Annotated in this window: 8 protein-coding genes and 1 tRNA gene; 1 reads left to right on the top strand and 8 read right to left on the bottom strand. The window is 69.2% G+C overall.

Going from position 1 to position 11,955, the window contains the following annotated elements; all coding sequences use genetic code 11:
• The 7 genes from ABZ906_RS22295 to ABZ906_RS22265 all read right to left on the bottom strand — a co-directional run bounded on the left by ABZ906_RS22295 (nucleotide 1) and on the right by ABZ906_RS22265 (nucleotide 8,929).
• The gene (locus ABZ906_RS22295) at nucleotides 1-933 is read right to left on the bottom strand and encodes an FkbM family methyltransferase (protein ID WP_361385161.1); all 933 of its coding nucleotides are present in this window, start codon (nucleotides 931-933) and stop codon (nucleotides 1-3) included.
• An 84-nt stretch (nucleotides 934-1,017) separates the two neighbouring features.
• On the bottom strand, nucleotides 1,018-1,326 hold the full coding sequence (locus ABZ906_RS22290; RefSeq protein WP_361385158.1) for a hypothetical protein: 309 nt from the start codon (nucleotides 1,324-1,326) through the stop codon (nucleotides 1,018-1,020).
• A 120-nt stretch (nucleotides 1,327-1,446) separates the two neighbouring features.
• Nucleotides 1,447-1,884 (bottom strand): hypothetical protein, encoded by a 438-nt coding sequence (locus tag ABZ906_RS22285; RefSeq protein WP_361385155.1) that lies wholly within the window; start codon nucleotides 1,882-1,884, stop codon nucleotides 1,447-1,449.
• Nucleotides 1,885-2,264: 380 nt separating this feature from the next.
• Nucleotides 2,265-3,026, bottom strand: coding sequence for a glycosyltransferase family 2 protein (locus ABZ906_RS22280; RefSeq protein ID WP_361385152.1), 762 nt, complete (start codon nucleotides 3,024-3,026; stop codon nucleotides 2,265-2,267).
• Between the two features lie 329 nt (nucleotides 3,027-3,355).
• The gene (locus ABZ906_RS22275) at nucleotides 3,356-7,369 is read right to left on the bottom strand and encodes a WD40 repeat domain-containing protein (RefSeq protein WP_361385149.1); all 4,014 of its coding nucleotides are present in this window, start codon (nucleotides 7,367-7,369) and stop codon (nucleotides 3,356-3,358) included.
• Between the two features lie 449 nt (nucleotides 7,370-7,818).
• A tRNA-Pro gene (locus ABZ906_RS22270) sits at nucleotides 7,819-7,892 on the bottom strand.
• Nucleotides 7,893-8,002: 110 nt separating this feature from the next.
• The gene (locus tag ABZ906_RS22265; RefSeq protein WP_361190900.1) at nucleotides 8,003-8,929 is read right to left on the bottom strand and encodes a metallophosphoesterase; all 927 of its coding nucleotides are present in this window, start codon (nucleotides 8,927-8,929) and stop codon (nucleotides 8,003-8,005) included.
• 75 nt (nucleotides 8,930-9,004) lie between these two features.
• On the opposite strand from ABZ906_RS22265, the gene ABZ906_RS22260 reads away from it, so the two are divergent.
• Entirely contained in the window at nucleotides 9,005-9,469 is a 465-nt protein-coding gene (locus tag ABZ906_RS22260) for a GatB/YqeY domain-containing protein (protein WP_361190901.1), read from the top strand.
• 93 nt (nucleotides 9,470-9,562) lie between these two features.
• Here ABZ906_RS22260 and ABZ906_RS22255 read toward each other — a convergent pair whose 3' ends face one another.
• Nucleotides 9,563-11,839, bottom strand: a complete 2,277-nt coding sequence (locus ABZ906_RS22255; RefSeq protein WP_361190904.1) for a transglycosylase domain-containing protein — start codon at nucleotides 11,837-11,839, stop codon at nucleotides 9,563-9,565.
• Nucleotides 11,840-11,955: the final 116 nt, after the last annotated feature.

Genomic DNA, 11,955 nt, shown 5'->3' with positions numbered 1-11,955 from the left:
TTATCCCAGGGTCTCGGCATCGACACGGGAGAAGACCAGCTCGCTCTCGCCGACTACGGGTCCGCGCCAGCGCACCGGAGGTTCCGGTCGGCGCAGGGCGCGGGGGTAGTTCTCCGGCCGGTAGTCGGTGGGCAGCCGGTAGGTGTGGAAGCCGTTCCGGGCCATGGTCTCCAGCAACTCATCGATGGAGTCGCCGAGTTGTTCCATGCGGTCCGGAGTGACCTCCACGGCGATCTCCACGTCCGGGCGGAGCTGCCCGATGGCGGGAGCCAGGCCCCTGATGACCCCGCCCTCCGCGCCCTCGACGTCGATCTTGATGACGCGGGCCCGGGCGAGTTCGTCCTCGTGCAGGATCTCGGGCAGGGGCCGGGCCGCCATCTCGAAGCTCGACTCGGCGGGACCGTCGTACGGGACGATCGAGTTCGCGCCCATGTTGTGGGAGCTCGCGAGCACGAAGGTCAGCTTCTTGTGGCTGTCGGAGACCGCCTCGTTGACCGTACGGACATTGCCGCAGCCGTTGAGCTTGACGTGCTGCCGTACGCGGTCATGGAAGGCGGGCGATGCCTCGATCGCCACGACCTGCCCCGTGCTGCCGACGAGGCGTGATCCCAGAATCGCGAAATAGCCGATGTTGGCGCCCACGTCGACGAATGTGTCCCCGTCGCGAAGACGGCTTCGCAGCCACCGCGTCATGTGCGGTTCCCACACGCCGTACAGGCTGATGTAGCGCTGAATGAGGTCGCGCGAATCGCAGGCGAAGCGGGCGCCGAATCGCGCCTCGACCACGCGCTGACGCGGATGGTCGCGCAGATACGCGTTGAGAAAGCGGGCAGAAAGCGGGCCCTTGGCCAGAGAACCGGGCGCATTGCGGACATAGCCGCGGCCGAGGGTGACCAGAAGCTCCGACGCGTGACGGAGGGAAGTGCGAGGCATATCTGTGACCGTACGTAGTCCGCCGCGGCCACGGCAAGATCCGCCCGGTCGCCCCGGCAATACGCCTGCGCGGTACGGGAAATGTCAGTAGTGCAGCAAATCGAGGATGACGGCGAGCGAAGCGGCGCATCCCGCGTGGGCGACGGCAAGGAGCACCCATTCACCGACGGGCATACGCCACCGGTTACGGGCCAGCAGCCGCCACTCGTACACCGAAATCCCGACGGCTATGGCGAACGCCGGCGCCCACAGCAGGGCCCACCAGGACCAGACGCCGCCGAAACGGAAGACGAGGGAGACCACACCGAAGAGAAACACCGCAGGAAACCACCCCGGCGCTTCCGTCTCCTTTACGGCCTCGCGATCGGATACGGAATCAGTGCTGCTGGTCACGGTCAGGGCCTTTCGGATCAATGCGGGGGGAGAGACGAGGTGGGGGGAAGGCGAGGGGGAAACGCCGCACCTGCGGGCGCGACGCCCCCTTCACCTACTCACTCAGGCAGGCGACTTTGCTCAGTTGAAGAGCTGCCAGATTCCCCACAGGTCACTGCCGACACCGGCGGCTGCCAGCGGCCCCCGGATCCACCAGGACAGGCCGTTGTACCACTTCTTGAAATCGCTGTACTTGCCCGCGACGGCCTTGGCGAAGCCGGGCACCTTCTTGAGCAGCTTGACGAGCGGACCGAGCTTGCCGCCCGCCCGCAGCTGGACACCGCTGTCGCCGTCCGCCATGGTCCGCAGCTCGGCGCGGTCGGCGGCGCTGTACTGGATGTCGGAGTTCAGCAGGGCGCGGGCGGCATCCCGGATCGCCTGCTGCTGGTTCACCGGGGCCGTCACGGCGCTGCGGGGAGCGGGGGCCTCGGTGTGCGCCTGGGCCACACCACCACCGACACCGATGGCGAGGGCGGCAATCGCGGTGGCGCCCGCGATGCGTATCGTCTTGCGGTTCACGTATTCTTCCCTTGTGTACATGCACAAGGGGGGTATGGAGCATTAGGGCATGCGTTCGCGGAGCCGACGGCTTGGACACTTTAGGCCCCGCACCGCTACCCGGCTCCATCCCCCCGTGCGAACTGATTGCACTCACTCGCCCAATGCGAACTGATTGCAGTCACCCGCCCATTTGGCCTGGTCTGGACCTTTTCGGCGAGTGATCACGAACATATCCCGGCTTAATGACCTTCCCCAAACCGGGACACCGTGAGCAGCGTCACCACATTTCCGGGTGACCTCGAGGGCTCACATCGCCTCTACCAATCAATTGCCTGTTTTCGCGCCGCTCCGTTCGGTCCGGAGCAGTCCGGGGCAGTCCAGGGCAGTACGGGTCCGCCTCAGCGCTGACCTGCGGGATAGCTCCACCGAAAGCGCCCAAGCGCTCGCGCCCTTGCCTCCACCACGGCCATGCGGTCGGCGCGCTCCGCCGTCCCGGCGTGTGCGACCTGGCCGGTCATCTGGCCTTCCCACTTGCGGTAGAGCAGGCCGACTTCGGAGGTGAACCAGCCACGGGAAGTCGAGTCCAGGGCGAGCAGGAGGCCCGTGTCCTCGGACGCGGGCAGCGCCATCCACCCGCCCAGGGCCACGAGCAGTTCGCGGCGGACGAAGAGCGTCGCCGGATGGACCTGCGCGCGGTAGTCGTGCGACGCCCAGTGGTCGAGGACGTGCCCGCGCTCGATCGGCCCGGTCTCCGGGTCGCCGGGAAAACCGGCGGTGGTTCCGTCGGGGAGCAGGTCAAGGGCGCGTGACGTCGCCCAGCCGATGCTCGGATCGGCTTCGAGGGCCGCGAGGTCGCGGGCCAGCGCACCGGGCGCGAGCTGGTCGTCCGCGTCCAGGATCTTGATGTACTCGCCGTCCGCGTGCGCCAGGGCGAGGGTCCGGGCGACCCCGGGGCCGCCGGGGCGCCCCTGCTTGAACGTGATCCGGTCGTCGTCGGGAACGTGGGGCGCGACCCGGTCCGTCGTCCCGTCCTCCTGGATCAGCCAGTGCCACTCCCAGCCCGCGGGCAACTCCTGCTCGCGCAGGGACCTGTACGCGTCGGCCAGGAAGCGTGCCGACGGCGCGTGCACGGCCGTGATGACGATGATGCGCCGGTTCACGGCTCACCACCTTTCCAAGTGTGGTTTCGGACCGTCAATCGGGACGTTATGCAAGGCCCCACCGTCACGAAGCATGGCCCTACCACCCAGTTGGTACGGGGATAGCCGGACCGCAGTGTCTCAATTCGGATAGGCGATGAGCTCAAGCAGCCATCGGGCGGCGAGATCACGAAAGGGCCCGATCGCTGGCGACGGGGGATGCACCAGCGATCGGGCTGTGGCCAACCGTAGCAAGGCTGAATGCGTAGGGGGAGGCAACTACTCAGCCGAATTAGGGTGCTGTGATAGGGATCACTCGACGAGATCCGTAGCCCGGGCGCTGCAAACCCTCACGCGTCGCAGGGCGGTGCGTACGACAGGCGGGGCAGATACTCGTGCCATTTATCCCGGGTGAGAACGCCCTGCGTGGTCGAGCAAATGCGGCGAATCGCCTCGTCGGTGTCCAAGTTCCACAACCGGACGGTATCCGTACCGCTCGAAACGCCCAGCATCTCGCCCTTGGGGCTGAACGACAGGAAAGTGCCCGTCTTGGCGTTGGGGCTCATGGACTGGCCGATGGGAGAGGCCTTGGAGGGCCTTGTCACGTCCCACAGGCGGACCGTGTTGTCGTTGCCGCCACTGGCCAGCGTCTCGCCGTCCTTGCTGAACGTCAGTGACATGATCGCGTCCGTATGGCCGGTGAGCGATGAGCCCAGCTGGGTCGCCTCGCGCGGCTCGGCGACGTTCCAGAGCCGGACCGTGCCGTCGTCGCTGCCGCTGGCCAGCGTACGGCCGTCCGGGCGGTAGACGAGTTCGTTGATCGGGCCCAAGTGCCCCTTGAGGGGCTTGCCGAGGCGCGAGACGTGCCGCGGGTCGGCCGCGTTCCAGAGCCGGATGGTGCCGTCCGCGCTGCCACTGGCCAGCGTCCCTCCGCCCGGGCTGAAGGCGAGGGAGTTGATGTACCCCTTGTGGCCCGTGAGCGGCGCGCCGAGCTTACGGAGCCGGGACGGGTCGGCGGCGTTCCACAACTGGATGGAGCTGTCGGTGTCGGCGGTCGCCAGCGTACGGCCGTCCGGGGTGAAGGCCAGCGCGGCGGCGAAGCGTGTCCGCAGGGCGACGGGAGGACCGTAGGGAACGGGATGAGCCGGGTCGGCGACGTCCCACAGCTGCACCGCACGGTTGCCCGTGAGCACCGCGAGCGTGTCGCCGTCGGGGGAGAAAACCGGCGAACGCAGGTCCCCGCCCCCTGGATCGAACGGTTCGCCCAGCGCGACGGGCCGGGTGGGCCGCTCCACGTTCCACAGCCGCACCTTGTCGTCGCGCGCCGCCGTGGCGAGCACCTTCCCGTCGGGCCGGAACGCTCCGACCCTGCCGATCATGTCCGACGTGGGAATGGACCACAGGCGGACCTTGTTGTCGCCGCTCCCCGTGGCGAGCGTGCGCCCGTCGGGGCTGAAACCGAGGGCGTATATCTCCCCGCTGCTGCCCGCGAGAGGCTCGCCGACCTGCGACGGATGCTCCGGATCGCGGACGTTCCACAGGCTCGCCGTACTGTCCGCGCTGGCGGCCGCCAGCATCGTGCCGCCCGCGTTGAAGGACACGGACCACACGGCACCGGTGTGGCCGGTGAGCGGTTCGCCGAGCGCTTTCGCGCGACGCGGGTCGGTCACGTTCCACAGCCGGATGGTGTTGTCCCTGCTGCCGCTGGCGAGCGTGCGGCCGTCGGGGCTGAAGGCCACGGAGTGCACCGTGCCCGTATGGCCGCTCAGACCCTCGCCGAGCGGCTTCGGGCTGCGCGGATCGGCCATGTCCCACAGCTTGATCTTCCCGCTGTCGCCGCCGGCCGCCAGGGTCCGCCCGTCGGGACTGAAGGCGACGGAGCGCACGGCGGCGGTGTGGCCGCGCAGGGCACCGAGCGCCTTCGGCCGGCCCGGATCCTCCACGTCGTAAAGGCGGACCCGGTGGTCGTCGTTGGCGGAGGCCAGCGTGCGCCCGTCCGGACTGAAGGCGACCAGGTAGATCGCGCCCCCGTGACCGGCCACCGGCGAACCGAGCGAACGCGGACGGCCGGGATCGCGCACGTCCCACAGCCGGATCGTTCCGTCGTCGGCGGCGGTGGCGAGGGTCTCGCCGTCCGGACTGAAGACCGCGCTGCTCACCCAACTCGTGTGGCCGGTGAGGGGCTTGCCCAGGGGCTCGGGCCGCGAAGGGTCCGACACGTCCCACAGCCGTACGGTCCTGTCGTAGCTGGCGGTGGCGAGCACCCGTCCGTCCGGGCTGAACGAGGTGAGGTAGACGGCGCCCTTGTGACCCAGAAGCGGGGTGGCCAGCGGGGCGTTCACGATCGAAAGGAGCCGGTTCTTGGTGCCCGCGTCATCGGGCCGCAGATGGTGGGCCACCAGGTCGAGTTGGGCGGACAGGGACGGATCCGCGTGCTGGGCGCGATCGGCCTCGGCGACGACCTGCTGGAACACGGCGTCGTCCCGCTGCTGCCAGGCGACCACCGCCGAGACGACTGCCACCATCGCGAGGACGACCAGAGCCGCCACCGCACCACGCGTGATCAGGACCGTACGCCTGCGGAGCCTGGCCGAAGCGGCGAGGAACTCCGTCGCGCCCCTGGTCAGAAAGGTGCCCCCGGCGGTCTTCGTCCAGGCACGGGCCTGCTCGAGACGGGAACCCCGGTAGAGCAGTGCCGCGTCGCGGTCGGAGTCCTCCCAGGTCCTGCCGTCCTCCTCCAGGCGCTGGCGCAGGAGGTTGTCGTTCCTGTCCTCGTCGATCCAGTCGCGCAGCCGGGGCCAGGCATGGAGCAGCGCTTCATGCGTGATCTCCACGGTCTCCGCGTCGAGGGTCACGAGGCGGGCGCGCACCAGCGCTTCGAGCGACTCCTCCGTCTTGCCGGGGTCCGTCGACTCCTCGGCCAGCTGGCGCCGCGTCCCGCGCCTGCGGGTGGCGTGGGTGTCCTCGCCGAGCCGGACCAGCCTGAGCAGGAGGAGCCTGGCGGCCGTGCGCGCCGCCGGGTCGAGGCCGGACCAGGCGCGCTCGGCGCTCGCCGCGACGGCGCCCTGGATTCCGCCCGCCGCGCGGTACCCGGCCAGCGTGAGCTTTCCGGTCTTGCGCCGCTGCCAGGTGGCGAGCAGGGCGTGGGAGAGGAGCGGCAGCACACCCGCGTCGTGCGCGCCGCGGGGGCCGTCCGTGCTCACCTCGCGGACGATCAGCTCGGCAAGTCCCGGTTCGAGTTCGAGCCCCACGGCCTTGGCCGGGCCGTTCACCGCCTCGCGCAGCTCCGGGGTGGTCAGCGGGCCGAGCACCATGTGCCGGTGCTGCAAGGCGTCGGCCAGTTCGGGATGGCCGAGGCACTGCTCGTAGAAGTCGGCGCGTATGCCGAGGAGCACGAGCGCGGGAGCAGGCTCACCGGCGTCGGAGGGCGTGGACGCGGCGTCGAGGAGCTGGACGAAAGCGCGCTTGCTTGCCTCGTCGGAGGAGAGAGTGAACGTCTCCTCGAACTGGTCCACGATGACGACCGGACGTGCGCCGAAGGGAGCCTCGCGGCGCGCCCACGCCGTGACGGCCTCCCGCACCGCGGTCGCGAATTCCGGAGTGCCGGGTTCCATGGCCGCCGATTCCTCCCCGGCCGCGATGGTGTGCGCGAGCTCGGGTATGCGGCGGGCCAGCTCCCCGAGAGGATCACCGCCCGGTACGAGTTGCAGCACGGGGCCCGCGTCGCCGCCCGCCTCCCGCAGCGCGCCGTTCTGGAGGGCGGGCACCAGGCCGGCGTTCAGGAGCGAGGACTTTCCCGCCCCGGACGCGCCCACGAGCATGACCAGGCCGCCCGTCTCCTCCACCGCGCGGAGCTGGGCGACGAGGGCAGTCGTGCTCCGCTCCCGGCCGAAGAACCACCGGGAGTCCTGCTGCCGGTACGAAGCAAGGCCTCGGTACGGGCAGACGCCGTGGACGGCGGCCGGGGCCTCGTCCCGGGGGCCTTCCTCGGCTTCCGCCGACGCGGGCGCGGCCCGGCCGCTGACCGGGTCGGCCACCGCGCGCTCCCACAGGAGATGCCACTGGGCCATGTCGTACAGACCCGTGGAGACCGGCGAGGGCCGCTCGCGCCGTGCTTCGGGTATCAGGACGTGCAGCACCGCGGAGAGTGCGGCGAACTGGGCGGGCACGTTCTTGGCCCGCCGCCAGTCGCTGATCCGCTGGGCGGAGACCCGTACGGTCCGCCCCCGCTCGTCGACCCGCTGATGCCGCACGACCGCCTCGGCCACGCGCTGAAGAGGTGGGTTACCGGCTTCCTTGTACAGCAGCGCGAGACGCTCAGCGAAGGCTGTGCGTGCCCCTGAATCGGAACGCAAGGCCTCCACTCCTTACTTCCCCCGCACCTGGACATCCGGACCGGAAAACTCACCTTATACGTCTGACCTGCGGATTAGTGCTCCGGACGGTCGCGGAATCTCCCCTTCCGGGACCCTAGCTGGCAGGATCGCGAATCGGTAGCGAAGCAACCGCGCAGCGTCAGGGTAGGTCATCAGCCTTTGCTACCCGCAGGAGTGGATCGTGACGCCGCACGGCTTCGGCCGGTTTCCGTCGCTCACTCCTCGGCCCGCTCCGGTACGCCGATGCGGCGCGGGCCGACGCCGTCGTTCGGCACCGGTCCCCACAGGGGAGGGACCGGCGCCGAAACGACGCGTCGGGCACAGGAAGCACCCGTAGGAAGCAGCAGCAGTAGAAGAAGGGCACGAAGGCGCCCCGTACAACGCGTCAGGCCCGGTTTCCATCTCTGGAAACCGGGCCTGAACTGCTATTTCAGCTGTCGGGGTGGCGGGATTTGAACCCACGACCTCTTCGTCCCGAACGAAGCGCGCTGCCAAGCTGCGCTACACCCCGATGTCGTTGCTCCACCGGCCCGCTGCGCAGGTCGTGGCGACATCGATTACTTTAGCGGACCGGGGCCCTGAGACGAAATCCGGTTTCCGGGACCCCGGCCGCCGCGGGCCTCAGGACTGCGGAGTCAGCGTCAGGAGGGTCGCCTCGGGCGGGCACGCGAAGCGCATCGGGGTGTAGCGGTTGGCGCCGCAGCCCGCCGAGACGTGCATGTACGACGTCCGGCCCTCCGCCTCGTGCCGGGACAGGCCCTTCACGCGGTCCGTGTCCAGGTCGCAGTTGGTGACGAGCGCCCCGTAGAAGGGGATGCACAGCTGGCCGCCGTGGGTGTGGCCCGCGAGGATCAGCGGGTAGCCGTCGGCCGTGAACGAGTCGAGGGTGCGCAGGTACGGGGCGTGCACGATGCCCATCGAGAAGTCGGCGCCCGCGTCGGGACCGCCCGCCACGCGCGCGTACCGGTCGCGCTTGATGTGCGGGTCGTCCAGGCCCGTGAGGCCGATCTCGTAGCCCTCGACCTTCAGGGCGCCCCGCGTGTTCGTCAGGTTCACCCAGCCCGCGGCGTCGAAGCCGTCGCGCAGGTCCTCCCACGGGTTGTGGATCGCGCCGACGACGGGCGGATTGCCGTTCAGGCCGTGCTTGCCCCGCGACTTGTCCAGGAGGTAGCGGGCGGGGTTCTTGGGCTTCGGCCCGTAATAGTCGTTCGAGCCGAAGACGTACGCCCCGGGGAACTGCATCAGCGGGCCGAGCGAGTCGAGGACCTCCGGCACGCCCTCCGGGTCGGAGAGGTTGTCGCCGGTGTTGATCACGAAGTCGGGGCGCAGGCCGGCGAGCGAGCGCAGCCAGCGCTGCTTCTTGCGCTGCCCGGACACCATGTGGATGTCCGAAACCTGGAGGACTCTGAGCGGCCGCATCCCCGGCGGCAGGACCGGCACCGTGACCCGTCGCAGTCGGAAGGAGCGGGCTTCGAAGCCCACCGAGTAGGCCAGACCGGCGGCGGCTGTCGCCGTGATTCCCAGGGGTACTGCGTATCGCGCGCGCATCCACCCATCGTGTCAGACCTGAAGGCCCCTTAAATCAGCGGGCGTCGGGCCGTACGCACCTGCGACAATCACCGCATGACCACGCTCAAGTCGAAGCTCCAGGAAGACCTCACCGCCGCGATCAGGGGGCGTGACGAGCTGCGCTCCTCGACGCTCCGGCTGACCCTCACCGCCATCACGAAGGAGGAGGTCTCGGGCAAGACGGCCCGTGAGCTCTCCGACGACGAGGTGCAGAAGGTGATCACCCGTGAGGCGAAGAAGCGCCGCGAGGCCGCTGAGGCCTTCGCCCAGGGCGGTCGCGCCGAGCAGGCCGCGCGGGAGAAAGCGGAGGGCGAGATCCTCGCCGACTACCTCCCCAAGCAGCTCTCCGACGACGAGCTCCAGGCGATCGTCGCCGGGGCCGTCGAGGAGGCCAAGGCGGCCGGTGCCGAGGGGCCGCGCGCCATGGGCCAGGTCATGAAGATCGTGAACCCGAAGGTCGCGGGCCTGGCGGAGGGCGGTCGCGTCGCCGCCGCGGTCAAGAAGCAGCTCGCGGGCTGAGCGAAGGCTCCGTCCCGCGTACGTGAATGAGGGCGCCCCCTGACTCCAGGGGGCGCCCTCATTCATGAATCCTCGCGGACGGGAGATCCGGAGCTAGCGGTTCCAGCCGCCGATCCCGCCCCCGTTGCCATTGCCGTTCCCGCCGTTGCCGCCACCGCCGATGACGTCCGGCGGCAGGGTGATGTCCGGCCAGGGATTGTCGCCCCCGCCTCCGCCGCCACCGCTGTTGTCGCCGCCACCACCGCCGTTGTTGCCGCCACCGCCCGGCTTGTCGTCGTGGTGCTTGTCCCTGTCCTTGTCCTTGTCGCCGTTCGGGATGTGGACGGTGTTGAAGCCCGGCGCGGGCTTGCCCGCGAGCGCGCCGCTCATCGCGTCCCGCCAGATCGGACCCGGCACCTCACCACCGAAGACCTTGTCGTACCCGACTCCGCCGATGTTGATGTCGACCATCTGCCGCTTGTGCTGCGGGTCGCCGACCCAGACCGCGCCCGACATGTTCGGGGTGTAGCCCACGAACCAGGCGGCGTAGCGGAAGTCGGTCGTACCCGTCTTGCCCGCGCTCGCGCGGGAGCCGAGACCGGCCTGCTTTCCGGTTCCGTCCTCGACCACGCCCTTCAGGAGGGTGTTGATCGTGTCGGCCGTCTTCGTGGACATCGCGCGCGAGCACGTCGACTTCGGCACCGGCAGCGACTTGCCGCCCGGCGCGGAGATCGACTCGATGGCGACGGGTGAGCAGTACTTGCCGCGCGCCGCGAACGTCGCGTACGCGCCCGCCATCGTCAGCGGCGACATCTCCTGGGTGCCGAGCGCGATCGACGGCGCCTGGTCGATCTTCTTGCCGTCGGCCCGGTCGACGCCCATCTTCTTGGCCATCTTCGTGACCGGGCAGATCCCGATGTCGCCGATCATCTCGACGTAGTAGGTGTTGACCGACTTCGCGGTCGCTTCCCGCATGTCGTACGGGCCGACCTCGGTCTCGTTCTCGTTGGTCAGCTTGGCGCCGCCCGAGTTGAGCCACTTCTTGCCGTCACAGGCCGCGACGCTGTCGGGGTACGGCATCTCGTACGGAGAGCCGTAGCTCTTCGTCGGTGACATGCCGCCCTCCAAGGCGGCCGCCGCGACGATCGGCTTGAACGTCGACCCCGGCTGGTAGCCCGCGCCGCCGCCCATGGCGTGGTCGACGGACAGGTTCATCGAGGTCTCGTTGTCCTTGAGGTTGATGCCGTAGGGCCGCGACTGGCCCATCCCCAGGATCTTGCCGGTGCCCGGCTCGACGATGGTGGCCGCCGTCGCCACGTCGTCCTTCTGGTAGACGTGATCCTTTATCGAGGCCTGCACGGACTGCTGCGACTGCGGGTCGAGAGTCGTCTTGATCCGCAGACCGCCCTGGTTCCAGACCTTGGCCCGGTCCTTCTGGGTCTTGCCGAAGATCGGGTCGGAGAGGAAGACCTCGCGTACGTAGTCACAGAAGAAACCGGCGCCGCTGACCGCCGTGATGCAGCCGTTCTTCGGCTTGCTGACCTTCAGGCCGAGCGGCTTGTCCTTGGCCTCCTCGGCCTCCGCCTGCGTGATGTCGTGCGTCTCCGCCATCCGCTGGAGCACGGTGTTGCGGCGCTTGGTGGCTTCCTCGGAGTCGTTCACGGGGTCGTACCGGCTGGGGGACTGCACGATGCCGGCGAGCAGCGCGGCCTCCTGGACCTGGAGGTCCTTGGCGGGCTTGGAGAAGTAGCGCTGGGCGGCCGCCTCGACTCCGTACGCCTGCTGCCCGAAGTAGGTGATGTTCAGGTAGTTGCTGAGGATGCGCTTCTTGCCCAGCTTGTCCTCGACCTGGATCGCGTACTTCAGCTCGCGGATCTTGCGCCCGAGGGTCTGCTGGGTGGCCTCGGCGACCTTCGTCGGGTCGTTGCCCGCCTCCTCGACGAAGACGTTCTTCACGTACTGCTGCGTGAGGGTGGACGCGCCCTGGGACACGCCGCCGCTCTGCGCGTTCTGGTTCAGCGCGCGCAGGATGCCCTTCGCGTCGACCGCGCCGTGCTCGTAGAAGCGCGAGTCCTCGATCGCGACGATCGCCTTCTGCATATAAGGCGAGATCTCCTTGAGCGGCACCACCGTGCGGTCACGTGAGTAGACCGTGGCGATGGAGCCGCCCTTGTTGTCCAGGATCGTGGTGCGCTGGCTCAGCGGCGGCTGCTCCAGGTTGGAGGGGATCTCGTCGAACTCCTCCACCGAGCCCTTCGCCGCGAGGCCGAGCGCGCCGGCCGCGGGCAGAGCGATACCTGCCAGCACGGCTCCCGCGAGCACACTGACACCTAGGAACTTCGCGGCCTGCTGAGTTGGTGACAGACCACCGCCCGAGCGCTTCTTTCCCATGGAGGGCAGCCTACGTTCTGAATCGCCGGACACGCCTCAATGCCTTGGCCTAAGCTGCTCTCAACTGTCACAGCAGTGCGGTTTGGCAACAGCCCCTCTCTCGGTCCCGAATCCCG

Origin of the sequence: Streptomyces sp. NPDC046925, from assembly GCF_040644915.1 — a bacterium.
GTDB lineage: Bacteria > Actinomycetota > Actinomycetes > Streptomycetales > Streptomycetaceae > Streptomyces.
The sequence above is the reverse complement of the archived record's forward strand: the minus strand, read 5'-3'. Positions and strand labels throughout refer to the sequence as shown.